Here is a 25,632-nt window from a genome sequence, read left to right on the forward strand (position 1 = left end):
GATGCCGCCCATCTGAGCGGTGTTCCCGCGGGAAAACGGCCCGCCACTTCATCGGCCCGAACAACTTTTCCACTGTTGCCACTGGCAACACTACGCACAGCCAACCAGACACACGGTCTTCACCCGGGGGCGACGGTGACCGGCTGTTGCCACTGGCAACACAAAGCAGCGCCAACTGCCAGGCGGTCTTCACCGGCGCCGACGGTTTACCCACTGTTGCCACTGGCAACACTATGCACAGCCCAACCAACACACGGTCTTCACCCGGGGGCGACGGTGACCGGCTGTTGCCACTGGCAACACCAAGCAGCGCCGACTGCCAGGCGGTCTTCACCGGCGCCGACGGTTTACCCACTGTTGCCACTGGCAACACTATGCACAGCCCAACCAACACACGGTCTTCACCCGGGGGCGACGGTGACCGGCTGTTGCCACTGGCAACACCAAGCAGCGCCGACTGCCAGGCGGTCTTCACCGGCGCCGACGGTTTACCCACTGTTGCCACTGGCAACACTATGCACAGCCCAACCAACACACGGTCTTCACCCGGGGGCGACGGTGACCGGCTGTTGCCACTGGCAACACCAAGCAGCGCCGACTGCCAGGCGGTCTTCGCCGGCGCCGACGGTTTACCCACTGTTGCCACTGGCAACACTACGCACAGCCCAACCAACACACGGTCTTCACCCGGTGGGCGACGGTGACCGGCTGTTGCCACTGGCAACACCTCACGGTGGGAGGCCACATCACCAAGGCACCGTTGAACCAATGACAAATCCAGCACCCCGGGTTCTTCATTTATTACTGCGCCACAAACGGCCCGACAGCAGCATGGACATCGTTCACCCACCTTATATAAGGAAACCATGTCCATGGCTGACAACTATCAGCTCAACATCGGCTCCCTCAGGAGCCAGGTCCAGCTGACTCTCCACACCCATCATGCTGCTCGAATCTGGCTGGGTCGCCAGAAGACCGATGACAAACACAGCATCCTCGGGCTGGCCGGCTTCTGCCTCAAGATCAACCAGATCGACCGCGCCGCCGCACAGGATGATCCGTACTCCGACTGGTGGATGATCAGGATCGAGGAGAAGATCCAGGAAGTAGATGATGCCCTCAAGGCCATCGACAGCCGCCTTGATGGAGTGATGGCCCAACTCCCCAAAGCACTCGAGATCGGCGAGAACCTCTCCATCCAGCCGCTGAAGCTGCCGCTCTTCATCTCCAACCCGCTGGGCTTCAAGGGCGTCCATCTGCTGACTCAGTACGACGAAGTCGTCCGTCGCATCCTGCTGGCTCAGCACGTCGCCATGATCGGTCGCCGCGATGGCGAGATCTGGATCGATGAAGGTGCTCACCTGCTTCGCAGTCTTTTTGGGCTGGCCCAGCTCCATCGATTCTCCGGCGCATCGCGTGACGACTTCGCTGCCAACAATGCTCGGGCTGAAAATGCGCGCGAAATGTACAAGCGCTACGGCGATATCCCCCAGGACATCCTGGAAGGCACACGCCGCTCGAACTTTGCCCCGCCCATCCGCCGTGGCTCCGCAGGCCCGGTCGAGGATGTGGATGACGAATTCGAAGGCGAGGCATGACGCTCATGCGATCGGACACCCGACCAACGGAGGCACTGCAACACGGTGCCTTCAAACCGCTGCAACAGGGTGCCTATCAGGGGCTACAACAGAGTGCCTCACTAAAAGGCCTTTTAAAGCCCTTTAAAGGTAAGGGGGAGCTGGTTCAGTTGGCGGAGCATTGCGCATCGCTGGAGGCGGGGCTGCGCACCCTTACCCAGGAAGTGCTGGCCCAGGTTCGCCAACATCCATTCGCTCTGCTGCCCGTCAGGCTCATCGAGCAAAACACAGCAGCTGGCACAACCTTTCTTCGCTGGCAAAGCGTGCAAGAGCGGCGCATGGGTGTCGGCGTATGGGCTCAGATGGTCCACGCCCCCAAAACACCAATCCACTTGCTGCAGGACCTGTTTGCCCTGGAGCAACACCGAATCACCCTGAACATGCAGATCAGCCTCATCCACTCCATCGGCAAACAGGCCGCCGAGTGCGCAGAAAAGATGGGGCAGGCCGAGGCCGAATATCAGGCTCGACTGCAGCAGGTCATGAACCCACCTCAACACTGAACGGAGATAGACCATGGGTACACCAGTAGTTTGGGAAGGCAACGTCGGTAACGCAGCTGAGCATCGTTCGTTCGCCAACGGCAACAAAGATCCGCGGCACATGCTGCGACTCAATGTGATGTTCGACAACTCGATCCCTGATGGCCAGGGTGGCTACAAGGATCGTGGGGGGTTCTGGTGCAACGTTGAGTGGTGGCATCAGGATGCCGAGCGCTTTGCTGAACTGTTCCAGAAAGGTATGCGGGTCCTGGTCATTGGCCGGGCGATCATGGACACCTGGAAAGACAAGCAAACGGGTGAAGACGTTTCGGCGCTGAAGGTCGAGGCAAGCCGCATCGCGATCCTCCCGCATCGTATCGAACAGATCACCCTGGCATCGAACGGCAATGGTCAGCGTCCGGCCAATCACCAGCAAGGTCAGGGGCGCAGTCAGACCAGCGGCGGCCACGCTCAAAACGTTCCTCAGCCGAGCCCCGACGACATGCGCCACTACAGCGAAGGCTTTGACGACGACATCCCCCTGTAGCCCCCCCTTAATTTGGCGCGCCACATCGCGAAGCTCCTGGTGACAAGGACGTCACTTCGAGTTTCCCCTCCCTTCGATGGGGCATCTCCACGGCATTCTAGCCACAGCCTGGCAGGCGATTTTTCAGGCGCCTCTCGTGAAGTCACTGGGGGCAAGGACGGATCGTCGCCACCTCATTCCGCTTCGAGGTATCGCCCCATGCACCACGACTACCCGGAATATCCATCCGTCAAAGCGACTGTAGACGCCTCGCGCTACATGGATGCCGTTCGAGCTCTCAATGGCGTCCGCCAGATCTTTTGCGACGGCGAATCCATCATGCTGCCGGAGGCCGAAGTGGAGGCCATCGAAATGCTTCGCCTCCGGTTCAATGCCACCTTTGAGTATGGGCAGGCCCAGGAGTATGAGTTTGCGACCAAGGCCCGGGATGCAGGAGTGAAAGCTGAGCTCCTTCGACTTGGGCAGGCAGTTTGCGACATCACAGGTCAACACACTGAGGTGATGGTTCGTGCCGCACTGGAGGACCCCAGTGCGACGCTGCTGGCATGGTCGGCACTCTACCGCTCAAGCATGATTCCCCACTAGCGGTGGTACACGGGCATTGGCGTGACAGCTATTTTCAGGCGCGCCACTCGTGAAGGTTCCGGAGACAAGGACGAATCGTCGCAGCCCCTTCCTCTGGACCTGCCGTCTGATGCCTCGCATTTCTGGCGACAAGGACCTTCTGTTGCGGCCGCAGCTCGTGAAGCTCCTACGACGAGGACGCGAACTCGTAGCCGAAGGGGCGCTGCAAGCAGCGCTTGCCCAGGTCAGGGGCACATTTGAAATGCCAGCGTTGGCAAATTACCTTTTCCTGAAGGCATCTCCGCTCTACGGCTGCTAACTTGTATCGAAGTGAGCCCCAGGGTCGTAAAAAACGCCCTTGTCGGGGAATTGCTGGTGGCCAGGTCGTTTGAAGCGTGACACGCCCGGCGTGAACAGTGGCGCTGATGAGGAACAATCGATGCAGAACGAAGATGCCCAGGAGCGAAAAGCGGACAGGCGCCAGTTCAATAACCCCCATCCTGCGGTGGAGGCCGCTGGGGTTGAAGCCGCCGAGAAAGGGCTGCCCATATATGCCTGCCCCTACAAGCACCCTGCCATGCTTGCCTCCTGGCTGAAAGGGTACAAGCGCGCCCAGCAGCTCACTCTCAATTTTTGACCCTTCCTCCGTGGGCCTGAGCCCTACCGAATTCCCTCCCTTCCAGTTGACCATTTCGCGTTGTGCCGTCCCCGGTCGGCGGCAAGAGTTCTCCCTGATTTATCTGTGCAGGGGCACCCTATGAAACTCATGATCATCGAGGCACCGGGCAAGCTGAAGAAGCTTGGGCCCATGATGAAGAAGATCCGCCCTGGCGAGCACTGGGTGGTGGTGGCATCTGGTGGCCACATCCGTGATCTCCCCCAGTCGGGTCAGGACGACACGATGATCACAACCGGCGTCTTGAAGACCCTTCGTCCGGTCTACGAGATCCTGCCCAAGAGTGCCCGCAACGTCGGCACCATTCGCAAAGCGCTCAAGGACGCCACGGAGGTGTACATCGCCACCGACCCGGATCGGGAGGGGGAAAGTATCGCCTGGCACATACAGCAGGCGCTGGGGATCCGCGAGTACAAGCGAGTCACGTTCAATGAGATCACCCAAGCCAGAGTACGAGAGGGCCTGGCCAATGCACGGAGAATCGATGGGCAACTCGTTGCCTCACAAGAGTGCCGGCGAGTGCTGGACCGCCTGGTGGGCTACCTGGTCACGCAGGAGCTTCGCAGAGTCCTGGGCCAACCTACCTCCGCTGGTCGAGTTCAATCACCTGCCCTCTACCTGGTGGTGTTGCGCGAGCGAGAAATCAGGAACTTCAAGGTGGTCCACCACTTCGGGGTAGAGCTGACCTTCAAGGACGAAACCACCGGTATAGACTGGACTGCCGTATGGCAACCGATCCCCGACTTCGCGAGCAAAGAAAACCCCTATATTCGGGATGGCACACTCGCGGCAAGGGTTGCCGCAACACGCGCGGTCATTGTCGAGTCATGTGAAGACGGCAAGAAGCGGCGCCCGCCACCCCCACCGTTCATTTCATCCACCCTGCAGCAGGCGGCCAGCGTAGCGCTGAAATGGGACCCGGACAAAACCATGCAGGTAGCGCAGCGCCTGTACGAGCAGGGCGTGATCACCTATCACCGGACGGATAACCCCAACTTGGCCGATGAAGCCATGCCAGATATCCAGGCAGTGGCTCGCAGGCAAGGCCTCGACGTTGTTGACGAGCGCCGGACGTTCAAGGCTGCGGATAGCGCCCAGGAAGGTCACCCCGCAATTGCGCCAACCGCGTGGGAGGATGAAGTCGCAGGCGAGTCTGCTGAAGAGCAAGCGCTGTACAAGCTCATCCGGATCAGGGCGCTGGCCAGCCAGCTCGCAGACGCCATCTACGACGTGCGCATGGCCAAACTGCTGGCCAGGGGGCCGGATCAGAGGCCTCTGCGCTTCGCCGCGACTGGCAGCGCTGTCGCCTATCTCGGCTGGATGAAGCTTTTGCAGAAGGACGAGACGGATGAAGAGTCGACCGACATCCCCAAGAATCCGGTGCCTGTGCTCGAACCCAAACAGATCCTCAGCGTGCTTCAGGGTGAGGTGCTCAACCAGAAGACGAAGGCGCCGGCACGCTTCACCAAGGCAAGCCTGATCAAGGAGCTGGAGCGACTGGGGATCGGACGCCCCAGCACGTTTGCATCGATCATCAAGAACATCACCGGCAAAGGCCTGGTGGTTGAGGAGAAGCGCAAATTGGTCCCTGGCCCGTTGGGGGTGAGCACCATCGACCAGTTGGAGGGCCGCTTCAGCTTCGTCGAGCTGGCGTTCACCAGCACGCTGGAGAAGGACCTGGACCGAATCGCACGGGGGGAGGAGCAGTATGGCTCGGTGGTCGCCAAGTTCTTTCAGCATCTCCAGACGGAGCTCGCAGCCCTCCGCCAGGCGCCCTCGGTGACTATGGTAACGCGTGTATCCGGATCCGGCTCTAGCAACGGGGAAGGCCATGTCTGTGGCAAGTGTGGAATGCCACTCGCACGCAGACAGAAACGCGGTGAAGGCGGGTATGATTTCTGGGGGTGTACGGGGTACAAAGCCAGTGGCTGCAAGGTCAGCTACCCCACAGTGAAAGGCAAGCCAGACATGACTAAGCCTAAGGGCCTTTAACCCCAGCCGGAGAAGACGGAATGTCTGTATACCAACGATTCTATGTTAAGACTGCTAAACCCCAGGAGGTTGAGCAGATGTTAATCGAGGCTCTAGGCGGGCCTGGGCAGTTTTATAAGGATGACAACGGAAGGTATTTGCGCCCAATCAAGGTCACGCTCGTGGATAACAGCTCAATCCAGCCCGAGCGCACCCATTGTGGAACACCCATCGATTCGAACGTTGAGACTGGCTGGTATTGGCTGGAATCCATAATGGACGTTGATAGCATCGAAGCGTCATGGGCGGCTTGGTTCTTTCTCATGTCGCCCCACGTTGAGACCGTCGCCGAGGACAACGAAATCTCGGGAGACGAGGTTGATGCGAAGGCAAATGTCATTGACCTGCATAGCCCTCCCTTCGGACAGACTTCCCCACTCTTCGGTCCTCTGGCAGGTGAAAATCCCCTCCCTGAATCGCCGGGACATCGGGAGGAACCACGACAGGCTCCTTGCTCCAGCCCACAAGGGCTGTTCAGCAGCTTGCTGCAATATGCCCGACGTTTTAGATGACTTAAAGGCCATCAGGCGTTAATTTCCGAGCGTTCGGATAATCATTCCCGCTGTAATCACGGTGAATTGATTGACAACCTGCTCGCTCCTCCAGGAGCGGGCACATGATTGCAACCACCATAGATCAAACCCCCATCATTACAGTTGATATTCCCTCCCGCCCGGTAGGGGGTGGAGACTGATGAAGCGCCCACGCCTGCTGAATAGCCAACCAGTGCTGCTCGAAGCAGCCGTGTTCGACGGCTACGACCTGGGCATTCTCATGTCCTACATCGAAGGCGCGAACAAGGTCATGCTCGCCCGTAGCGGGTTCTTCATCCGCCGCGGCGACCACCCGCTCTGCCGCTATTGGCGCGTGCCCAAGGCCAAGCTCATCGACGAGCTGGACCTCGTGTACCACCAGTTGATCGAGCTGGCCGGTGGCAAGATCACAGAGTCATGGCAGGCATTCCGCCAGAAGATCGAGGCCGCGCTGAGTGCTCCTCAACGTGACGCCTTCTCCTGGGGGATTTTGCTGCGCATCGCGCCGCTGGCCGACGGCGGTGTCCTGCTATCAGGTGACTACCACCCCGGCGTGGTCGCCGTCGCACGCCGGATGCGCGGCGTATTCCTAGGCCGATCAAGCTCCTGGCGCATCAATGCGACCGCAGAGATCCTGCGGAGCAACTTGATCCTGGAACTGGGCCTGATCGAGGAGCAGTTTGAGATTCTGGACGTTGTGCAGGAGCTCCTCGGCGATGGCTCTGTCGTGCCGGCGGCTGAGATTCCCCGCATCAGCCTGGGCGGAGCCCCGCAGGAACCCTCGGCAACCGCTAGTGGCGAGGAGACCTCCAACGACATCTACCTCGCTGCCGTCTCGCCGATCGAGCGCACTGATTTCTCTGATGACGCGATCGCCCAGGCCTTGGTCGGCTACTCCCTGCTGGATCACCAACCTGCAGGAATCGCTCACCTTCTCCAGCGCACCAGCGCACTGCTGGCTGACGATATGGGCCTCGGCAAGACACGCCAGGCCATCATCGCGGCGCATATCAGTGCAGCCGGTCGCCCGATCCTGGTGGTGACCCTTTCCTCGTTGCTGATCAACTGGCAGCGTGAAATCCTGGCGGTCTACCCCGACGCGACAGTCGCTGTGCAGAAGCAAGACCCGCTGGTCCAATGGATGCTGATCAACTACGAGCGCCTCGGCGACTACGTACTGTTGGCTGAGCATTACCACGTTCTAGTGGTCGACGAGGCGCACCAGTTGAAGGAGCCGACTGCCGAGCGTACACGCCATGGCTTCGATATCGCAGCCAAGGTGTCGAATCGCTATCTGCTGACAGGCACGCCTGTCCTCAATCGCGAGACGGAGCTGCACACCCTGCTACGTCTATCGGGGCACCCGGTCGGCCAGTTGCCCCTCAGCGATTTCTGCGAACGCTTCGCCGGCAGCCCAGAGTTCCGGCAAAACCTCCGGGCAGAACTGGGCGACTGGATGCTTCGCAGGCGCAAAGACGTTCTGCCCGGGCTCAAGGGTAAGCACCGGCAGTTGCTGCCCGTGGCGATGGGGGTGGAGGAGCGGAAGAAGTACGACAGCATTCGCCTCGAGGACAGGCCCATCTTTGCCAGGCTCGGCGCGCTTCGCCACTACCTGGAACAGGTGAAGGTCAGAGTCGCTATGGACCTGCTGGGCGAGCTGGACCCCGAAGACAAGGTCATCCTGTTCTGCGAGTTCAAACCCACCGTCGCGCGCCTCAAGGAGCTGTGCGACGCAGCCGGTATCGGGAACGTCACCCTGGTCGGCAGTGACTCACTCACCAAGCGCCAGAAGGCGATCGACAAGTTCCAGGGCGACCCCGACTGCAGGGCTTTCATCTGCACCACCCAAGCCGCCGGTACCGGCAACAACCTCACGGCCGCCAACTACGTCTTCTTCCTGGGCCTGCCCTGGACACCCGGACAACAGGATCAGGCCGAGGACCGGGCGTACCGGAATGGTCAGCTCAGGACGGTGATCGTGAAGATCCCCCTCGTGGAGAACAGCATCGATCAGCAGCTCTGGCAGATGCTCTTAGCGAAACGCCAAGTCAGCTTGGAGCTCATTGAGCCGGAAGAGCAGCAGGACGCCTTGGCCAAGGCTATGCTCGCCGCGACCATCAGCCAGTAGATCCGCGTGGGAGGTCGACCAGCAAGCGTGCGATCTCCCAGGCCCATCCAAACTCAACGTAGATTGGTGAACCATATTTGTCGCCGGTCTTCCGACAAACCCAGCATTCGCCATCAAAACGCACTCCCCTGATGATCTCGGTAACATCATAAACATCATCAGGTACGAGCACCCCTTCCCCGCCCAGAATTCCTTGGGCGATCGAATGGTTACCGCCGTTGACCCAAGCTATGTTCAACGGCTGCATCAGGGTCACACGATGGTTTGGGTCCTGCACGAACGCGCCGAGCTCACGCCCCTCCCCGATCATGCCGAGGCTGTTGAGTATGCTGCTTTCCGACCACAAAGTTGGGATTACCATGTCACTGGCCAACCGGATGCTTGAGCTCTGATCAACTGGCCGACTGCAATTTTTCAGCAGATATGCGGCCCAAGTGCCGTTATCGGCGTAACCATCCCACAGCCCCCCAAGTGAGTTCATCCAGTGCAGCGACTGAGGGCCCGCATGCCGAGGTCGAAGCAGTGCGCCTCGTAAGTGGATGGCCTGAACGGGCCTGAGCACAATTTTTATGAGGTCTTCCAGGCCGCGTCGATTGTGTTCAGCGCTGAGACTGTTCGCCCAGTCCATCAGGTGTTCGAAAGCGGCAATTCGACTGTCGAGCATTATCACCTCCGTTGATCTTTTCCAGTTCGAGGTCAGGCCAACCTCGGCGCCCCAAGCGGTAACTTACTTGCGTTCCATCAAGCGCGCCGGAAATTCTAACTCTGTGTGATATTGATTTCCTGCTGCATGAGAATCTGCTGGCTGTCACCGTGCCCTCAATGACTACAGGGGGCCTCATGATCAGGCAGTTGACCACTCTCTCGCTCGCCGCACTCGTTGCTGGTTGTGCGATTCAGAAGGCTGAGCAGCCGCCGAAGCCGGCGTTCAATAGCAGCCGCAATCCCGAATGGCTGTCTCCGGACATCTACCCGAACGGGGCGACCCCGGAAAAAGAGCCGGTTGTTCGGTATGGCCGCTACACCTTGGTGAGCACCCAGCCCGACGCGAGCCAGCGGGACCTGATGGCACAGATCATCGACGTGACCATCCCGTCCAGCATGAACCCGAGTGTTCGGGACGCCATGCTCTACGTGGTCGACCGGTCAGGCTACGCCCTCTGCCCGCCCAGCTCGCAGCACGTCGACATTCTGTACACCCGCCCCCTGCCCGCGGCTCAGTACAAGCTCGGTCCGATGACGCTGCGTAACACCCTGCAGGTTCTCGCAGGCCCGGCCTGGCAGGTGAAAGTGGATGAAGTGAACCGTCAGGTGTGCTTCGTGCTTCGCCCTGGCTACCAATTGCCAACCCCGTCGGCGCCGACGGGCCAGCTCTACGCCCATAAAGCGCGTGCACCTGCCACCAGTTCCGCCACCCCGGCCACGACGTCAGGCGTTGTTGTCGCCGCTGTACCTGCTCCCACCCCAATCACCACGACTACCACCACTGTCGCAGTTCAAGCACCAGTGGCCCCCGTGCTCCCCCCAGTGGCACCCGCCAAGGATGGCTCTATCCCGGCTGCGATGGTAACCACCGCGGCTAAACCTTTGACACCTGCGTCCCCAGTACCGAAGGCGCCCAACCAACTTGCGGCATCCAAGCCAGCGGCTGCGGTGACCACAACAGCAGGGGCGACCCCGGCCATCGAGGTCAAGCCCGCCCCACCACCCCGGCCGCTGCCCCAGGTATGGACGGCCGAAGTTGGATCAACCTTGCGCGATAGCGTTGAGGAATGGGCCAAAAAAGCCCGGTGGCGCGTGATCTGGGCCCAGGAGGACCTCAACTATCCGATCGAGGCGCCGCTGCACTTCGAGGGCTCGTTCCAGGAAGCCGTCAAGCAGCTGTTCCCGCTCTACGACAATGCCCCGCGATCCTTCGTAGTCGATGGTAGCGAAGGCTCCCAGAGCGTCTTGTACGTCGCTGAGAGGAAGAAGAAATGATCAAGTCTCGTTGGGCCCACTGGGCACTGACTCCAATTGCCCTGGCCCTGCTGAGCAGTTGCGCCGTGCAACGGGTCAATGAGTCGTTCGACCGAGCAGAGTTCCAGGGCCGCACGGCTAGCCAGTACAACAAGTTCCTGCAGAACCAGCAGCCACAGCAGAACCGCGACACGGTCGTATTCAGCAATAAGCCGTGGGTCTCTACGGAGCCGCTGGTGACCAGGCGCGGGCTTCCGTTCAGCCTAGACCGTGACATTGCCTATCGGCCTGCAGGCCCAGTATCGATCACCGACGTCGCTCAGTTGATCACCAAGGAAACCGGTCTGCAGGTCATTGTAGCGCCTGACGCATTGAACCCCGGGATCCTCTCCTCGAAGTCCGCAGGCACTACCGCACGCGGCGCCACTCCGGCTGCACCTGATCCAGACAGCCTAGCTGGCCTTCTGCCAAATGGCTTAGCAGGCGCAATGCCTGGCAGTGCAAGCTCATTCGACCTGGGTCTCAGCAGCGGAGGGCTGATTTCCGGGCTGAACTACAACGGCAGAACCTCCGGGCTGCTGAACCAGGCCACATCACGCCTCGGGCTCTCCTGGCACTTCGATCCGGAGGTTCAGGCCGCGCGCATTACCTACTTCGACACCCGCACCTTCGACGTGTGGACATTCGGTGACGAGCTGGAGATCGAGAGCACTGTCAAGTCTGGTCTGCTCACCTCAACCGGCAACGGCGACTCGGGATCTTCGACCTCTTCAGGCGGAGCCACGGGTGAATCCGGCAGCAACCAGAGCACCAAATCGACCTATAAGACCTCACTGATGAGCGACATCGAGAGCAACGTCAAGTCGATGCTCAGCATGCAGCCGCCAGGGCGTCTGTATCTCTCTCGCTCCACTGGGACACTCACCGTTAGTGACCGCCCGGAGGTGCTGAATCGAATCTCGGCCTACCTGAAAGAGACCAACCGCAGCATCACTCGACAGGTGCTGTTCAACGTCAAGGTCTACGAGGTGAACTTCAGCGATAGCGACCAGACGGCGGTCAACTGGAGCGCCGTCTACAAATCCATCTCTGGAAAATGGGGCTTCGGCCTGAGTAACACCGTCGCCGGCATCAGCTCCGAGGCGATCTCGGCCAGCGGCAGCATTCTCGATACGTCCAGCTCTCCGTGGGCCGGCTCCAAGGCCGTCGTCCAAGCCTTGTCAGAACAAGGGCGCGTCTCCGAAGTGCGTTCACCATCGGTGACCACGCTGAACCTGCAGCCGGCACCGATCCAGATCGGCAACGTCCAAAGCTATGTCGCCTCCAGTTCGACCACCACCACAGCATCAGTCGGTTCCAGCACCGCACTGACGCCGGCGACCATCACCAGTGGCTTCAACATGATGTTACTGCCCAAGCTCCTGGACAAAGAAAACATGCTGCTGATGATCACCCTCAGCATCAGCAGCAAGCCGATCTTCAAGGATTTCGAGAGTAACGACTCCAAGGTCCAGACCACGGACTACGACACCAAGAACGTCGCGCCAAAGGTCCGTCTGCGCAGCGGCGAGACGTTGATTCTCACCGGATTCGACGAGAACGGGGACGACGCGCGTAAATCAGGCGTTGGCAGTCCCAGCTTCTTTGGCCTGGGCGGAGGGCGAACCCGATCGACGTCCCAAAGTGCCCTGGTGGTGCTGGTGACGCCAATTGTCCTCCCGGACAACTTGTAAGTGGCGGCGCTCATGAACACCGACACTTCCAAACCGTCGAGCCGGGTGCAGACCATCCAGCATCGAGGGCGCGTCTTCGTCACTGGCATGCTTTGGACGCCCCTGGGCAACATGACCAGTTACATGAAGGAAGCCCGTCAGTATGGCCATGAGCACGGCCTGGACATCGTGGCTATCCGAAGAACGTCGCTGATGATCCAGGCGGGCTTTGTCTCGCGCTCCTCTGACGTTCACAAAGGCATGTACTCGTTGGCTGCGACCTTGGCTGGCCAGCTCGGTGATTCGTGGATTGCTGCCTGGGCCGTCGACGCCGATCAAGATCGCTATGCCATCGTCGCTGTCCATGAGGGCAGGATCATCCCGGGTTGCGACCTGATTGCCACGGCATCAGAGGTCCGTAAACGGGTGTTGCAGCAACGCAGCCGCGGCATCCAGTTCGAGCGAGAGTTCTTGCCGACCGAGTTTGCCATGGGTGGCGAGCTCATCGACATCGATGAGCTACTCCAACCATCTCGGCTCAAGCGTGAGTATCGGCTACGTCCCCTCGTGTTTGGGATGTCCAAGTCTGAACTGGCCCAGCTGTTCCTGGTGGTCCTCTTGATCGGTGGCGGCCTGCTGGCCTGGTCACAATGGAAATCCCACCAGGCAGAGATTGCGCGCCAGGCTGCCATCGAGGCGGAGAAGAAACGCCTCGAGGAGCTGGCCGAGCTACAGCGGCAAACAGGTACAGAGCAACCTCTCCAGGCGCTGGAACATCCCTGGGCGAAACAACCCTCGGTCACTGACTTCGTAGCGGCATGCAGCCATGTGATGTACCAGTTGCCCTTGAACATTCAGGGCTGGCCCATCAACAAGGCCGAGTGCAACGGTTCTCAAATCGTGGCGACCTACGACCGTGCTGGTAACAGCACTGCTCACAATTTCACGACGGCCGTCAGAGAGCTTTTTTCCATACACCCGGAATTCACCGACCAGGCAAAGTCCGGGATCCTGAGGTTCGACATTGCCATTGACGCTGCGGGTGACGACGCATTGGTCGAGGCCAAGGACGCTCTCGAGAGTTTGACCAGTTGGTTCCACAGTTTCTCTCAGGAGCCACAGTTGCAATCCATGCCGGTGGTTATTCCCCAGGAGCCAGTTCTGCCGGGCCAGCCGGCTCCACCGCCCCCGCCACCACCTCAGTGGAAGCAATACCAGCTTTCCTACACCACCGGCGTTCTGCCTTACGACTCCTTCAATGGCGCGCCGACCCAGGGACTGCGCCTTCAGGAGATCAAGACCGAATACAAGGCTGACCACCTGATCTGGTCGGTCACAGGAGTCCTGTATGCGAAATAACCTCAGCCTTTTGTTACTGGCCTGCTGGCTGCCGATCACCAATGCCCTTGCTGCCGTCCCCGACCTCTCGGGCATCAACGTCGGCGAGCTCGGCAAGGTGCAGAGCGAAACCATCCTGTTTAAGGCTAAGGCCGAGCGCAGCAAGGCCGAACTCGAAGCAAACGGCACACTTCCTAGCGCCACTCAGCCAGTAGCGCAGTTCCCTGCTCCTGGATTCACTCCCACCATGACCCCAACCTCCCCTGCACCACGCCAGTCGTCCTTGCCGGTGGTGAAAGAAATCAGCGGCTCAGGACAGAAACTGCGAGCAAGCCTGATCTACAGCGACGGCAGCGAGGTCGATGCCAAGCCGGGAAACGAGGTACCCAACGGGTTCCGAGTCCAACAGATCACGCTCGATGGGGTGGTGCTGAGCAAGGAGGGCAAGCGGTTCCCCTTGGGGTTCGGAAACCGGGTGGTATCCCAACCACAACAGAGCCTGCCTGGCCTCATGCCCGGCCAACCCTGAGGAGCATTGACCATGACCGAGCTATCCGCAGAGCCCGTCGACCTTGAGCTTGTCGACTTGGCATTGGCACCCTTGCCAGTGGCGGTGCTGACTGCACCGGGAGGCCCTCATCCAATCAAAGACGACCTGCGACAGGTCCTTGCGCTGACCGCCGATGGGAAGTTGTACATCTCCCCTCAGCATGTCCGCGACCCTTACGTCATGTCCTTCATGGACCAGTTGGACCACAAGGGGATCAACTTCGAGGTCATCTCCGCATCGATCACGGAGATCAAAGCGCTGTACCAGGCCTCAGCGTCGACGGGCATGAAGGCACTGGTCGAGACTCAGCGCCAAGCCCAGGTGGTGGAGTTCATGGGGGATGCCCACCGTCGCGGCGCGAGTGATATTCACATTGTCGTTTCGCACGACGTCACTCGGATCAAATACAGGCTCTTCGGCGTCCTGCAGGAGGTCCGTCAGGAAAAAAGCGACGTAGGCCGTGAGTTCTGCGCTGCGCTCTACAACAGTATGTGCGACGTCTCGGGCGATTACTACCAGCCCCACATCGCTCAGGATGCGCGGGTTAGCCGCAAATTCGTCGACCAGTTGGGCCTGTATGGTGCTCGGGTCGCAACTCGGCCACTGGTGGATGGTCCGCTGATGGTGATGCGTTTGCTGTACGACGACACGTCCAAGCAAAGCTTCGAGGAACTAGGCTTTCTGCCTCAGCAGACCGAGCACTTCAGAAGACTGCGACGTCTTCCCTATGGGCTAAACCTGATCACTGGACCAACCGGCTCCGGTAAATCGAAGACCCTGCAGGTCAACCTCAATGAGTTGTACGACGAGACCGACGGCGCCCGGCACATTCTCACGCTCGAGCATCCTCCGGAGTATCCGCTAAAAGCTAACCAGTCCCCCATCTACGCAGGCGAGACTTGGGGTGACGGTATTACTAACGCGGTACGGCTTGACCCCGATGTCCTGATGTACGGCGAGCTGCGCGATTTAGCGTCGGCACAGGCCGCATATACCGGTGCCATGACCGGTCACCAGAGCTGGTCGACCCTACACACCAACAATGCGATCGCCTCCATCCAACGACTGATTGATATGGGTGTAGCTGACTACCTGGTTACCGACCCACTGCTCACCACCGGAATCGTGAACCAGTCTTTGGTGCCGGTTCTCTGCCCCGCTTGCCGAGTTCCGCTGAGCAACCACAAACATGGAATCAGCAGCGATCTTTTCGCCCGACTGGAGCAGTTGCAGATTGTCGACCAGGTCAATCTTGTCGGTGATGGCTGCAGCCAGTGCAGAAACCTCGGCGTTGTCGACCGCACTGTCATCGCCGAAACGTTGCTGACCAGCGTCAAGCTCATGGAAACGTTCACCAAGCGAGGCGCGAGCGCTGCCCGCAGATACTGGGTGAAGGAGATGGGCGGGATCACCAAGATCACCCACGCGATCATGAAGATCTCCGCAGGAATCGTGGATCCACGCGATGCAGAGCTCTTTGCGGGGCCGCTCGATTTCGACAGGCAATTGATGGAGGAATCCGATGCTTGAGGCCCTTCGAGACTTCTGGGCAGGCTTGCGAGAGGCAGCTCAGGGATGGGTAGTCACCTTCTACGCCAAGCAGTTTGGGAAGAACGAGCGAATCCAGTTCTACGAGAGCCTGATGGGTGTGATCGAGGACGGGATTGCGATCGAGGAAGCGCTGGAGACCGTTGCGAAGGCATTTAGCAGCGACGGTCAAACCATGCACCCTGTGTCGGTCATTTGTGGCCAGGTGGCAATGCTAGTGCGTGGTGGTAAATCTCTCGCGGATGCCTGCAGGAGCCACTTGCCGTATGACGAGGCTTCCCTGGTAGAGACTGGTGAGAAGACCGGCAACCTGGTCGGAGCGTTCCGGGATTGCGTACGGCTCATCGAGGCCCGTCAACGCATTGCTCGCTTGGTCATCTCCGTCGTAGCGCTTCCCTCGATCACCTGGAGCCTGATGGGGGCACTGCTGTATGTCATCGCCACCTGGATGGTGCCGTCGATGACTCAGCGCCAAGACCCTGAGCTGTGGACCGGCATTCCCAGTCTACTGTATGCCCTTTCCAATCTGGTCACGCACTATGGTCTGCTGATTGTAGCGGTCGTGTTGACCTTGATCGTCGTCTCCTTCGTCACACTTCCATACTTTTGCGGCTTGCAGGTTCGACCCAACAGCCCGGTATGGAAAACACAGCTTAGCCTGCTACTGCAGACTACCAGGATGCGCCTCGAGAGTATTCCACCCTGGTCGATCTACAAGGTCCTGCATGGCTCGATCTTCCTGCTGAACATGTCGGTAATGCTCCGCGCCGGCGTGGGCCAGCTGAGCGCACTCAGCATCCTCAGCCGCAGCGCTTCACCCTGGCTGCGAGAAAGGATCGACGCCATCAACTACGGCGTCAGCTCGGGTAAAGACTTTGGCACTGCGCTCAAGCTGGCCGGGCACCAGTTCCCTGACCAGATGGCCATCCACTTCCTGCAGGTCTTGGCCACCCGACAAAGCTTTGCCACGTCGATGGAGCGGTTTGCCAATCGTTGGCTCGAGCAAATGCTCAAGCGCGTGGAAACGATCTCAAAGTCCCTTACAGCCATATCCGCCGTAATCATGGGCCTGCTCATGATTTTCGTGATGGTCGGCATCTTCCAGCTCGCCATCGGCCTGATGGACTCAATTCAACACTAAGCACACAGCCCAGAGGCAACCAATGACACTCTCTACCCCTAAAAACCAACGTGGCTTCCTGTCCATCGACGCCGTGATGTGGATCATGCTCGTCACGGTCGCTTTGGGCTTCATCGCCTTCATCGGCTACAAGATGCTCGGCAGCTCTGATGCCGCTGTAGAACAAAGCAACGTCACCACCATCATCACCAACGTCAAGAAGCTCAAGGGGTCGTCTGGATACGGCACCTCCGGGACCAACCTGGTCCCTTCGCTGATCGCCATTGACGGTACCGGTTCAATGGGCGTTTCGGGCACCACCCTGACGAATCAGTGGAATGGCGCCGTCACGCTTGTGAGCAATGGCATGACCTTCACTCTCTCCGAGAGCAACGTCCCCAAAGCGGCATGCATCACACTGACCACCAAAATCGCCAAGGACAAGCAGACCACCACCGCCATCAACGGTGGCTCGGCAACCAGCGGCGAGGTACTTCCCGCCGCCGCTACAACAGGCTGTTCCAACGACATGAACTCGATCTCCTGGACCACTTACTGAAGGCCGACAGAGTGAGCTTGATTGCAGATGCTGATTTCGTGGACCTCTACCTCGGCCACGACTTTGCCGATGTGAAGGGGCTGGCCGGCCAGCCCCGCAAGGCCCCCGTTCCTACGGAATGGTTGACCGAGATTCAGGAGCTTCGCGCACAGTGTCTGCATCAGTACGAGACGACACGCGAGCCTGAGTTCGCCCTCGTGCTCGAGGAGCGAGTGCTCTTGCGGGTGACGTACAACCTGGATGTCTTCACCAAGCCATTTTTTGTACTGAACCGCTCAAGAGCAACCATCATCCCCCTCGAGGATCTTGGACTACCGGATCATATTTACGAGTGCCTGCTCGCAGAGGAAACCAGAGGCCTGGTGTATTTCGCAGGAGAGATGGGGACGGGGAAGACCAGCAGCGCAGCCTCGGCGGTCAAGGCTCGCCTGACGTCCCTCGGAGGCCTTGGCCTGACGGTAGAGGATCCGCCAGAAACTCTCCTGCAGGGAGAGCATGGCCCGGGACGTTGCATCCAGTTGCCAGTCTCCCGCATCCAGGGCGGTTACTCAGAAACGCTGATCCGTGCCCTTCGCACGCGTGCAGACCTCATCCTGGTCGGAGAAGTGCGGGACACAGCTACTGCAGTTGAGGTCATCAAGGCATCCATCAACGGCCACCTCATTTTTTCGACTGGACATGCAGGCAGCATAGGGGGGGCCATCAAGCGTCTGTCTGTGCTCGCCGAGCCAGTGATGCCCAATGCCATGGAGGTGCTCTCCCAGGGGCTGACGGCGGTAATTCACCAAACCCTCCTGCGCCCCGACCACGGACAGCCGAGGCTGAAACTCCAAACCCTGTTGCTCACCCTGGATGACGCACCGTCTATTCGCGAAAAGATCCGCAGCGGGCACCTCCAGATGATCGAGCAAGACATCGTCACACAATCGAACAGGAGTCTCTGGCATGGCCAGTAAACGCGGGCAAGCTGGCTTCTTTACCATCGATGCGCTGTTCGGCCTGATCGTGCTGAGCATCATGCTCTCTCTCGCGGGCTGGTGGATGCTCCGTATGGGGAATCACCAGGACTACAGGATCGCCGCCGAACAGCAGCGGACCGTGGCAGATGCCTTTGCCAAGTACCTGAAAGACAACTACGCCGTGGTGCTCTCCAACGCTGGCCCGACTACGCCCGTCCAGGTCACCGTGGACATGATGCAGAACACCAAATATCTGCCGGCGGGCTTCAGCTCAACCAATAGCTTCGGCCAGACCATCGTTGGTCTGGCCAGGCGCCTGAATGCCAACCAACTGGAGGCCATTGTGGTGACGACCGGTGGCCAGGCAATCCCTGAGCTGGGCATTCGCTCAATAGCTGAGCACCTGGGCGGGCCGGGCGGCTTCATTTCGGCGCTCAAGCCCGGGGTAATCCAGGGTATCCGTGGGGGCTGGGAGCTCGCATTAAGCAACTACGGCATCAATCCAGGGCAGGGCCATACCGCGAGCGCTCTGTTCCTCATGGATGGTGACCTCGCCAACGACTACCTCTACCGAAACGCTGTGCCAGGCCACCCAGAGTACAACCGGATGAACACAGCGATCGATATGGGCGGTAACGACATCAACAATGCCCGTGCTGTCACCGCGACAAACGACATCACCAGTAAGGACGGCTGGTTCAGAAGTCAGAACGATACCGGCTGGGTGAACGAGAAGTGGGGAGGCGGCATCTATCAGTCCGATGCTGACTGGGTCAGGGTCCTGAACGACAAGGGCCTGTTGACTGGAGGGAAGATCCGCGGTGCCACGCTGCAGGCGGACGGACGAGTGACAGTTGGGGAGTACCTGGACATCGAGAGCACCGCAGTCGAAGGACAGGCCTGCCCGAAGATCGGTATCCAGTCGAAAAACAACCTGGGCGCGCCGCTGACCTGCCAGTGCCTCACACCTTCTTGCCAATCCGGTGTGTGGACTGCTAGCAAAGGTAGTCTTGATGGCCCTTACCGCGTGTCTGGATCCTCCCTAGGGGCTTGGACCATGTGTACGCTTAACTACGGCAGCGGGAATTCAAAATCCTTAATCTTCAGCAATGGGAATTGGTTTTACTCCGGGAGTGGAACGCAAGTAGTTTACTGTTACAAATAGGATTGGCAGCGCAGTTTTGCAGATGAAGCTATTTCAGAATTTGGCAAGCCATATGGTAGCTGTCGAGGCTTTTGTCATTAATCAAACCAATTAGAACCGCTCCCTCCGGACAGTATGCAGCACTTGAATTCGACGAGTCGTGATAGGACACGTAACCGCCGACTACCTTTTCTCCGAGCTTTACTGCCGAGGCGGTCGTCCACACCCCGGACTGGCAATCACATCGGCGTCACGCATGAATACAAATAGTTGTTATCAGCCTGGAATACCAAAACTCGATTGTATCCAACAGGGCATGCAAGTCGGGGGTCCAGCCCCTTGCAGGGCAGTATGTTTATATACCCTTTGGAGTGGTCATTTGATGAGAAGCCACAAACATCACCAACTTTTGCCGCCCCTGATTGCCACACCCCGGATTGGCAATAGGATCTCCCTGAGATGCCCAGCCTACCTGGCCAGGGCAATCTCTAGGCATCACCTAATCACCGCAAAAAAGTGTGATTCCCTTTTTGCGCAGCTCGGCCAACACCATGCCGAATGCATGATTGTGCTTTTTCGAAGAGTCTGGTTGTAATTCCAAAAGTCCAACCCGAGATCACGAGATCAAAGGTCAGAATTCTCGGGTTGTTGACTATAATCGTCAGCGGACTATAGTCCACAACGCTCATACCCCAGGATTTCTTCATGTACATCTACTGGATCGCTATGACCCTACTGATCGTTGCAGGAGGCATCTTCAGCCAGGTGCAGCACACCGACGAGGTCACTTCCGACCAGGCTGCAGTCGATGCCCTGAGCCGAAGTATGCTGATCTATCGCTCAGCCGCAGCAGAGTATGCCCGGGCCAATCCTGGGTTCACTGGAGCACCGTCTGACGCATTGTTGAATCTTCCGCCCTGGTACACCAAGCAGAGCGGGATCGCCACTTACGTCGTTGGTGGTGTGTCCTACACTTACATCACCGGAACGGTTCCTGCCGGGCTCCCTTCCGCACTGACCGAACGGACTGAGTCGACATCCGTTGGTGTGAAGAGGTCTGGGCAGCTGTTCTCGCCTAAGGGTGGGAACATGGCGATAGCTGTTCCAGCGCCAGTCCCCGAGGGGGCGGTCGTTGCGGTCTATTGACCGTTGACGCCTTGGGAAAATGCCTACGAGCCTTGCATCTCGGCCATGGTACAACCCATAATGACATCAGTTTTGGTTCAACCCCGCTGGCTACTGACGGTCATCAGTAGCGCCCAGGTGTTGTGGTTCGCCTCGACACCAAACCGTAAGCACGCTATAGCTCCGGGAAGGGCGTGCGGATCTGGTTGAAAGCTCTCCCTGTGTCTCCCTGCTCTCTCTAGTCGCGCAGCCGTCTAACTCGTGATGATTGAGTTCACAGGCACATAGAGTTTCAAGAGGTTCGGTGCTTCTTTGCTCCAAGGGCCACATTGGTAATGTGGCCCCTCCTCTTTTCTTTCCTTTGGGTAGCCTGATGGACTTGTCGAAGGTCCATCAGGCTACCCAAAGGGTACTCTCCCCCCTGCCGGTGGCCCGCCGGCGATAAGCCGGGCTCCTTTTGTGCGCGGATGCGTGCCTCACGTTTGCTGGCCAAAGCCACGAGAATGGCCAGGTGATGAGAATCGAGACGATCAATGCCCAGGGATCGACGATTCCGACACAGGTGGCTCCTTCAACTTTTTTTCAAGTCACGGCTGGGTCACCTTTCAAGGTATGATCCAGCCGGCCTTCTCCCTCCCCTCTCGCCCTTTCCATCCCCTCCCGCTTGACACAACCCCTCCCCACTCCGATTATTAAGCCGTGATCTGCTGACGTCGTCAGCAACATGCCCCATGCAGCTCGGATCCGTAATGCTGCAGCACGTCAATCGTGTGGTCCTCCCCAAGGTCGTTTAGCTTCTGGTAGCACGACCGATCGACATCCGTCGATAGAAGCTCCTTCCGCAAACACAGCGGGGAATTCACTTCCCCGCCAGGGACAGTGTTTCTCCGCATTTCTAAACCGCAGGAGAAACACCATGACCGCAATGTCCGCACCATCGACCGGCTTCCGTTTTGGCTACGCGCTCGGCACCCTCACTCGAGAGTTCCTGCGCTCTATGAAACGGACAGTTCCACGTGTCCAAGCCCAGGCCCAGGTTCAGCCTGCTGCTCATTTTGCGAGCATAACGCCCACCCGAAACGACTGGGATGAGCTTTGCCGCATTCCTACGATCGCACGCCGCGGCGTTGATCTGAACCAGTGGTTCGATGCCAACACCAAACCGGTACCACCGACCAAGCGCCGTAACCGTCCACGCAAGCCGGATCAGCGCAAAACACCAGAGCTCCGTATGGGCTCTCTGGACGATCTCATAGCTCCAGTAGCAACGATCTAACCCTTCTCGCACCCCACCCTGCGCCAGGCACCCTACCTGGCAAGGTGAGGGCCTGGCGATCTAAGGAAAGCCATGGCATCTAAAAAACGCGTCGCCATAGCGGACGACCTTCGCAAGATAGGCACCACAGCGGTCGCCGTCGCCCTCGTGGGTATATTTCTGAGCAATGATCGGTTGCTTACTACTTACGCCCTAGCTGTAGGTGCTGTAATCTGGCTAGCAGGTATTTACCTCACACCGGAGGACTGACATGAGCCAGACCACATTCGGTATTATTTTGCTGACTTCCCTGCTCATACTCTGCTTGGGTATGGCGGTTTGGGCAGATTGGCCCAATGTCAAACGTAAATGCCAGAAGCTTCTGCGAGTGCATTGAACGTCGATTCCCCTTCAAACCCTCCTCTTGGAGGTTTTTTTGTTCAAGGGCTTGACAAAGTATTCCGCCGTTTCCATCCTTGGACCTGTGAGCTGCTGACGTCGTCAGCACCCCAAGCCCGAGTAGTCATGATCTGAAAGACTGCCACGCCCCTTCAGGCGTTGATCAACCCAAAATCGCCAAGCTTCCGGAAGCGCGATTGGTCAATCTCTCGATTGATGGAAGCCCACCCTACTTGCTACATCCCAACCCACGCGGGGAATACTTTCCCCCACGGGCGAAGTGTTTCTCCGCTTTCACCTTTGAAACTGGAGAATCACCATGAGCAACCAATCCAACGAAGCCAAATTCTTCGACCTGCATACCACTGGCATCGGCTACCTCAACCGTATCCGTGAAGTCAGTCCCCGCAAGGGCAAACCCTTCACCTGTGTCACCGTTGCAGCTTTGCACGGTGCAACTGATAAAGCCGAGTACTCCTACATCGACTGCAACATTGTCGGTGCCGAGGCAGAATCGCTGGTTAAACGCTGCCAGCAAGCCGTTGAAGCTAAAAAGAAGGTGCTCGTTTCCTTCCGAATCGGCGACATCTGGGCTGATGCTTTCACTTATGATAAAGGCGAGAAGAAGGGTCAGGCCGGCGCAAGCCTCAAAGGCCGTCTGCTCTTCATCGGCTGGATCAAAGTCGACGGCAAGCTGGTGTACGAAGCGAAGACGAAAAACTCTACCCCGCTCTCTGACCATCAGGCACAACCTGATGCTTATCAAGCGTTGAATCAGGAACAACCTGACCGACCCGTGAGTCAGGGGCAGAGAGTCGCCGACCATTTCGGTGAACAGCTCCAACCTGACTCCGGTATGGATCTTTCCCAGGAAGCCAACCAAGCTGCATGACCCCTACCAAGGCGCTGACTTCAGCGCCTTCACAATCTGCCAAGGAGGCAGTCATGAAAATTCTCTTACTGACTCACTGACTGCATACACCCCAACCAACATGGCACAACCATGCACTTAAAAAAACTGTTGAAGTTCATCTATCACACTGTACTTCATCGCTGGTACAGCCTCATCAATGACGGTGGTTCCGCTTTAGCGCACTCAGTGTCAGCAGACTGCCATTTAATGCATCTGGCCGAAAAGCCCTCTTTCATCACTGACAACATGGTACGTGTATTAGGACATCTCGACGCTTACGCTGAATGGCAAAACTTTCACGCGTCGAACGATAAACAAATGATCTGTAAGATCACTGCATAATTTCGACCTGGCCGTGGGTGAACTCCCCGCCAGGCCACCGAGTTCCTGATTGGTTCACTGTCGTTGACAGTGCCTCCCGGAGCCAGGGTTTAAGGCTCCAGCGCGTTGCGCCAACCCACCCAAGATCGCCTAGCACTCGGCAGCGCGATCACATCACCTAGTGATGGAGTGCCTTCTACATTACCTAGCCGCGAGGATCTCATCCTCGCGGACTGAGGCCTCGCTCATTCTGGAGACCTCTGATGTCCATACCCTCCGCCTCGACCGAGGCATACCTCACCCTTCCGGTTGTCTTGGACAACGCTGCGTGGATGCGTGCGGTCTTTCTCAAAAATCCTGAGCGGGTAGCCGAAATGAGCCAACGCCTCGCCACCGTCGTACAAACGGCGTGGCAAGAACTCAAGCAGCAACCCCTGGCCAAGGCTTTCACCTTCGGCGTGTACACAAAACGCCACACTGGCCGCCAACGTGACTGGGTTGCCCTCGCTTTGCGAGTCGTCACCCCCGAGAACGAGCCTGCCTACATTCAGATCCAGCTGCAGCCCGCTGCAGACCCCGCCTGACACAGCCAGTTAATCACCCAGAGGGGTCGCCCTCTGGGGTGGCTTCCTCTCAACCAGGAGCACGCCACATGGCACAATCACCCAACCCCTTTAACATTGCTACCAGCGATCACTCTCTGGCCCATCCTTGCTGCAGCCCAGCATTCGAAATCGCCTCTGCACACTTGCCCGAGGACGACTGGGCGGACCTACAAGCACTTGCTGAAAGTGCTGATACATCGTTGCTTCAATTCGAGTGCTTCACCCTGCCTGACAGTGACGCCATTGGCTTCAAGATCTTCAGCACGCCCTGGACAGACCAACATCTGGGACAGTGCTAGGGCTACGACCTGTCGACACTTCAAGCTCTGCAAGCTGCCGAGGGCTTCAGCGAGGAGACCATTCGAGTGCTCACCCTTGCCGCTCAGGCTGCAGTGAGGTTCTTGGTCATCGATCCCAACAGCAATGTTCTCAACGGTCTGCCCCTGTTCGACTGCTGACCACCTTCCACCCTCGCGGGGAACGCCCGCCGGGAGTTCCCCATGTTTTACGGGGAGCGCACATGATCTCCATCACTGGCCAGTTGGCCATACGCACCATCTCCGGCAGGCTTGGGCTCTTCAACGTCGGCCGCCTCAGCACCTCGATCGGTGAATTCACGATCAAGGATGCCCTCCTGGACCAGTACCAAGAGGGCAAGTACAACGGTGACTTCGCGATCAAGCAGATTCGCCCCTCGTATTACTCCCATGGCGGCCGACTCGTTGTTGAGATCAGGGCAGAACTCGAAGGCATGACCCTAGAGGATGTCACAGGCCTCAGCCGCGAGGACGAGGAGCACCTGCCGACCAATGTCCCTGACCCTCTGGAGGAAGATGGGCCGGCGCCCCCGCAGGCACCGCCCTTACGCACTCCAGTTAACCCCACCCCACCGCCCCAAACCGATGCTCTGGCCTCGAATGAGCCATTCGGGATGGATCAGCCGGCATCATCAACGGCTGCTGACCCAGACGCCGAGCTATTCGGTACGGTCTGGCCATTGAGCGAAACCGTAAGGCTCGACACCACCGTAGACCGACAACGGCTGCGCGCCCAATGCACGCGACTGGACCAGCTCGGTTTCACCATGGACTTCAAAACTCAAACCTGGACCAGGGCCTCACCTTAGAGCGACCAATCAAGTCACGGCAGTAGTCAACCTGAACCACACACCCTGAGGAGCCTCCTCGGGGGCTCCATTTTTCCACCTGGAGCATGACCATGAACGCCATGTTCAGCAACTTGAGCAAACAAACCCTCGCCAACATTGAGGACCAGCTGTCCAACAACGAAGTGTCGACTGACGAGGAGCTCGTCGACTTCTTCATCGAAGAGTTGGAACTCACACTGGACCAGGCTGAGGCCGCTATACGTCTCCGTGAGCAGTACCGTATCCAAATATTCCTTGAGGGTCACGGACCGCTTCACCAACAAGTCAGCGTGGCTTTCGATCCAGACACCATGACCTTCAACTAAACATCAGACCACCCCGGGGGGCGTTTCCGCCCTCTGGGACGGACGCCTCCACAA

At 58.6% G+C, this 25,632-nt stretch carries 24 protein-coding genes; 23 read left to right on the forward strand and 1 reads right to left on the reverse strand.

From position 1 onward, the window contains the following. The first annotated feature begins 872 nt into the window (after positions 1 to 872). The 8 genes from ACPRTJ_RS03260 to ACPRTJ_RS03295 all read left to right on the forward strand — a co-directional run bounded on the left by ACPRTJ_RS03260 (position 873) and on the right by ACPRTJ_RS03295 (position 8,598). Positions 873 to 1,598: a PFL_4669 family integrating conjugative element protein gene (locus tag ACPRTJ_RS03260; protein WP_023660701.1), complete on the forward strand. Its 726-nt coding sequence runs from the start codon at positions 873 to 875 to the stop codon at positions 1,596 to 1,598. Beyond that, positions 1,595 to 2,140 carry a DUF3158 family protein gene (locus ACPRTJ_RS03265; RefSeq protein ID WP_426428056.1) on the forward strand — a complete coding sequence of 182 codons (546 nt, stop codon included), beginning with the start codon at positions 1,595 to 1,597 and terminating at the stop codon, positions 2,138 to 2,140. The genes ACPRTJ_RS03260 and ACPRTJ_RS03265 overlap by 4 nt, the downstream gene beginning before the upstream one ends. A 13-nt stretch (positions 2,141 to 2,153) precedes the next feature. Next, a complete protein-coding gene (locus ACPRTJ_RS03270) occupies positions 2,154 to 2,666 on the forward strand; it encodes a single-stranded DNA-binding protein (RefSeq protein WP_028700191.1) in 513 nt (170 codons plus the stop codon). A gap of 198 nt (positions 2,667 to 2,864) precedes the next feature. Then, positions 2,865 to 3,251 carry a hypothetical protein gene (locus ACPRTJ_RS03275; RefSeq protein ID WP_426428058.1) on the forward strand — a complete coding sequence of 129 codons (387 nt, stop codon included), beginning with the start codon at positions 2,865 to 2,867 and terminating at the stop codon, positions 3,249 to 3,251. A gap of 418 nt (positions 3,252 to 3,669) precedes the next feature. Then, positions 3,670 to 3,867: a CrpP family ICE-associated protein gene (locus ACPRTJ_RS03280; protein WP_023660706.1), complete on the forward strand. Its 198-nt coding sequence runs from the start codon at positions 3,670 to 3,672 to the stop codon at positions 3,865 to 3,867. Between the two features lie 120 nt (positions 3,868 to 3,987). After that, positions 3,988 to 5,898, forward strand: a complete 1,911-nt coding sequence (locus ACPRTJ_RS03285) for a DNA topoisomerase (protein ID WP_426428061.1) — start codon at positions 3,988 to 3,990, stop codon at positions 5,896 to 5,898. 20 nt (positions 5,899 to 5,918) lie between these two features. Further along, a complete protein-coding gene (locus ACPRTJ_RS03290) occupies positions 5,919 to 6,449 on the forward strand; it encodes a hypothetical protein (protein ID WP_426428063.1) in 531 nt (176 codons plus the stop codon). Between the two features lie 181 nt (positions 6,450 to 6,630). Then, positions 6,631 to 8,598, forward strand: coding sequence for a DEAD/DEAH box helicase (locus ACPRTJ_RS03295; protein WP_426428065.1), 1,968 nt, complete (start codon positions 6,631 to 6,633; stop codon positions 8,596 to 8,598). Here ACPRTJ_RS03295 and ACPRTJ_RS03300 read toward each other — a convergent pair. Next, entirely contained in the window at positions 8,588 to 9,262 is a 675-nt protein-coding gene (locus tag ACPRTJ_RS03300; RefSeq protein WP_426428067.1) for a DUF6710 family protein, read from the reverse strand. The two genes, ACPRTJ_RS03295 and ACPRTJ_RS03300, sit on opposite strands and share 11 nt — an antisense overlap. A gap of 176 nt (positions 9,263 to 9,438) precedes the next feature. On the opposite strand from ACPRTJ_RS03300, the gene ACPRTJ_RS03305 reads away from it, so the two are divergent. From ACPRTJ_RS03305 to ACPRTJ_RS03375, 15 genes are all read left to right on the forward strand, one after another. Next, positions 9,439 to 10,578: a TcpQ domain-containing protein gene (locus ACPRTJ_RS03305; RefSeq protein WP_426428069.1), complete on the forward strand. Its 1,140-nt coding sequence runs from the start codon at positions 9,439 to 9,441 to the stop codon at positions 10,576 to 10,578. Further along, positions 10,575 to 12,290 (forward strand): PilN family type IVB pilus formation outer membrane protein, encoded by a 1,716-nt coding sequence (locus tag ACPRTJ_RS03310; RefSeq protein ID WP_426428071.1) that lies wholly within the window; start codon positions 10,575 to 10,577, stop codon positions 12,288 to 12,290. The genes ACPRTJ_RS03305 and ACPRTJ_RS03310 overlap by 4 nt, the downstream gene beginning before the upstream one ends. A 12-nt stretch (positions 12,291 to 12,302) precedes the next feature. Continuing rightward, positions 12,303 to 13,628 carry a type 4b pilus protein PilO2 gene (pilO2, locus tag ACPRTJ_RS03315; protein ID WP_426428073.1) on the forward strand — a complete coding sequence of 442 codons (1,326 nt, stop codon included), beginning with the start codon at positions 12,303 to 12,305 and terminating at the stop codon, positions 13,626 to 13,628. Next, positions 13,618 to 14,136, forward strand: coding sequence for a type IV pilus biogenesis protein PilP (pilP, locus tag ACPRTJ_RS03320; RefSeq protein WP_318862423.1), 519 nt, complete (start codon positions 13,618 to 13,620; stop codon positions 14,134 to 14,136). Before pilO2 ends, pilP begins: the two co-directional genes overlap by 11 nt. A gap of 12 nt (positions 14,137 to 14,148) precedes the next feature. After that, positions 14,149 to 15,687, forward strand: a complete 1,539-nt coding sequence (locus ACPRTJ_RS03325) for a GspE/PulE family protein (protein WP_050705256.1) — start codon at positions 14,149 to 14,151, stop codon at positions 15,685 to 15,687. Then, positions 15,680 to 16,846 carry a type II secretion system F family protein gene (locus ACPRTJ_RS03330; protein WP_426428075.1) on the forward strand — a complete coding sequence of 389 codons (1,167 nt, stop codon included), beginning with the start codon at positions 15,680 to 15,682 and terminating at the stop codon, positions 16,844 to 16,846. The genes ACPRTJ_RS03325 and ACPRTJ_RS03330 overlap by 8 nt, the downstream gene beginning before the upstream one ends. Before the next feature lie 22 nt (positions 16,847 to 16,868). Continuing rightward, positions 16,869 to 17,384: a type 4 pilus major pilin gene (locus ACPRTJ_RS03335; protein WP_052896448.1), complete on the forward strand. Its 516-nt coding sequence runs from the start codon at positions 16,869 to 16,871 to the stop codon at positions 17,382 to 17,384. An 11-nt stretch (positions 17,385 to 17,395) separates the two neighbouring features. After that, positions 17,396 to 18,340, forward strand: a complete 945-nt coding sequence (locus ACPRTJ_RS03340) for an ATPase, T2SS/T4P/T4SS family (protein ID WP_050705255.1) — start codon at positions 17,396 to 17,398, stop codon at positions 18,338 to 18,340. Continuing rightward, on the forward strand, positions 18,330 to 19,508 hold the full coding sequence (pilV, locus tag ACPRTJ_RS03345) for a shufflon system plasmid conjugative transfer pilus tip adhesin PilV (RefSeq protein ID WP_426428077.1): 1,179 nt from the start codon (positions 18,330 to 18,332) through the stop codon (positions 19,506 to 19,508). The genes ACPRTJ_RS03340 and pilV overlap by 11 nt, the downstream gene beginning before the upstream one ends. A 684-nt stretch (positions 19,509 to 20,192) precedes the next feature. Further along, complete coding sequence (pilM, locus tag ACPRTJ_RS03350; protein ID WP_426428079.1) at positions 20,193 to 20,633, forward strand: type IV pilus biogenesis protein PilM; 441 nt, start codon at positions 20,193 to 20,195, stop codon at positions 20,631 to 20,633. Between the two features lie 895 nt (positions 20,634 to 21,528). Then, positions 21,529 to 21,888: a hypothetical protein gene (locus ACPRTJ_RS03355; RefSeq protein ID WP_426428081.1), complete on the forward strand. Its 360-nt coding sequence runs from the start codon at positions 21,529 to 21,531 to the stop codon at positions 21,886 to 21,888. 697 nt (positions 21,889 to 22,585) lie between these two features. Continuing rightward, positions 22,586 to 23,158, forward strand: a complete 573-nt coding sequence (locus tag ACPRTJ_RS03360) for an STY4534 family ICE replication protein (RefSeq protein WP_426428083.1) — start codon at positions 22,586 to 22,588, stop codon at positions 23,156 to 23,158. Positions 23,159 to 23,763: 605 nt separating this feature from the next. After that, complete coding sequence (locus tag ACPRTJ_RS03365; RefSeq protein WP_426428085.1) at positions 23,764 to 24,084, forward strand: hypothetical protein; 321 nt, start codon at positions 23,764 to 23,766, stop codon at positions 24,082 to 24,084. Between the two features lie 541 nt (positions 24,085 to 24,625). After that, on the forward strand, positions 24,626 to 25,231 hold the full coding sequence (locus ACPRTJ_RS03370) for a DUF3275 family protein (protein WP_426428087.1): 606 nt from the start codon (positions 24,626 to 24,628) through the stop codon (positions 25,229 to 25,231). A 92-nt stretch (positions 25,232 to 25,323) separates the two neighbouring features. Further along, the gene (locus ACPRTJ_RS03375; protein ID WP_426428089.1) at positions 25,324 to 25,578 is read left to right on the forward strand and encodes a hypothetical protein; all 255 of its coding nucleotides are present in this window, start codon (positions 25,324 to 25,326) and stop codon (positions 25,576 to 25,578) included. Positions 25,579 to 25,632: the final 54 nt, after the last annotated feature.

Origin of the sequence: Pseudomonas palmensis (genome assembly GCF_049942755.1) — a bacterium.
In the GTDB taxonomy this organism is placed as follows: Bacteria; Pseudomonadota; Gammaproteobacteria; order Pseudomonadales; family Pseudomonadaceae; genus Aquipseudomonas; species Aquipseudomonas palmensis.

Coding starts and splice junctions, on each gene's coding strand:
- ACPRTJ_RS03260 (WP_023660701.1), top strand. CDS start 873: ATGGCTGACAACTATCAGCTCAACATCGGCTCCCTCAGGAGCCAGGTC.
- ACPRTJ_RS03265 (WP_426428056.1), top strand. CDS start 1,595: ATGACGCTCATGCGATCGGACACCCGACCAACGGAGGCACTGCAACAC.
- ACPRTJ_RS03270 (WP_028700191.1), top strand. CDS start 2,154: ATGGGTACACCAGTAGTTTGGGAAGGCAACGTCGGTAACGCAGCTGAG.
- ACPRTJ_RS03275 (WP_426428058.1), top strand. CDS start 2,865: ATGCACCACGACTACCCGGAATATCCATCCGTCAAAGCGACTGTAGAC.
- ACPRTJ_RS03280 (WP_023660706.1), top strand. CDS start 3,670: ATGCAGAACGAAGATGCCCAGGAGCGAAAAGCGGACAGGCGCCAGTTC.
- ACPRTJ_RS03285 (WP_426428061.1), top strand. CDS start 3,988: ATGAAACTCATGATCATCGAGGCACCGGGCAAGCTGAAGAAGCTTGGG.
- ACPRTJ_RS03290 (WP_426428063.1), top strand. CDS start 5,919: ATGTCTGTATACCAACGATTCTATGTTAAGACTGCTAAACCCCAGGAG.
- ACPRTJ_RS03295 (WP_426428065.1), top strand. CDS start 6,631: ATGAAGCGCCCACGCCTGCTGAATAGCCAACCAGTGCTGCTCGAAGCA.
- ACPRTJ_RS03300 (WP_426428067.1), bottom strand. CDS start 9,262: ATGCTCGACAGTCGAATTGCCGCTTTCGAACACCTGATGGACTGGGCG.
- ACPRTJ_RS03305 (WP_426428069.1), top strand. CDS start 9,439: ATGATCAGGCAGTTGACCACTCTCTCGCTCGCCGCACTCGTTGCTGGT.
- ACPRTJ_RS03310 (WP_426428071.1), top strand. CDS start 10,575: ATGATCAAGTCTCGTTGGGCCCACTGGGCACTGACTCCAATTGCCCTG.
- pilO2 (WP_426428073.1), top strand. CDS start 12,303: ATGAACACCGACACTTCCAAACCGTCGAGCCGGGTGCAGACCATCCAG.
- pilP (WP_318862423.1), top strand. CDS start 13,618: ATGCGAAATAACCTCAGCCTTTTGTTACTGGCCTGCTGGCTGCCGATC.
- ACPRTJ_RS03325 (WP_050705256.1), top strand. CDS start 14,149: ATGACCGAGCTATCCGCAGAGCCCGTCGACCTTGAGCTTGTCGACTTG.
- ACPRTJ_RS03330 (WP_426428075.1), top strand. CDS start 15,680: ATGCTTGAGGCCCTTCGAGACTTCTGGGCAGGCTTGCGAGAGGCAGCT.
- ACPRTJ_RS03335 (WP_052896448.1), top strand. CDS start 16,869: ATGACACTCTCTACCCCTAAAAACCAACGTGGCTTCCTGTCCATCGAC.
- pilV (WP_426428077.1), top strand. CDS start 18,330: ATGGCCAGTAAACGCGGGCAAGCTGGCTTCTTTACCATCGATGCGCTG.
- pilM (WP_426428079.1), top strand. CDS start 20,193: ATGTACATCTACTGGATCGCTATGACCCTACTGATCGTTGCAGGAGGC.
- ACPRTJ_RS03355 (WP_426428081.1), top strand. CDS start 21,529: ATGACCGCAATGTCCGCACCATCGACCGGCTTCCGTTTTGGCTACGCG.
- ACPRTJ_RS03360 (WP_426428083.1), top strand. CDS start 22,586: ATGAGCAACCAATCCAACGAAGCCAAATTCTTCGACCTGCATACCACT.
- ACPRTJ_RS03365 (WP_426428085.1), top strand. CDS start 23,764: ATGTCCATACCCTCCGCCTCGACCGAGGCATACCTCACCCTTCCGGTT.
- ACPRTJ_RS03370 (WP_426428087.1), top strand. CDS start 24,626: ATGATCTCCATCACTGGCCAGTTGGCCATACGCACCATCTCCGGCAGG.
- ACPRTJ_RS03375 (WP_426428089.1), top strand. CDS start 25,324: ATGAACGCCATGTTCAGCAACTTGAGCAAACAAACCCTCGCCAACATT.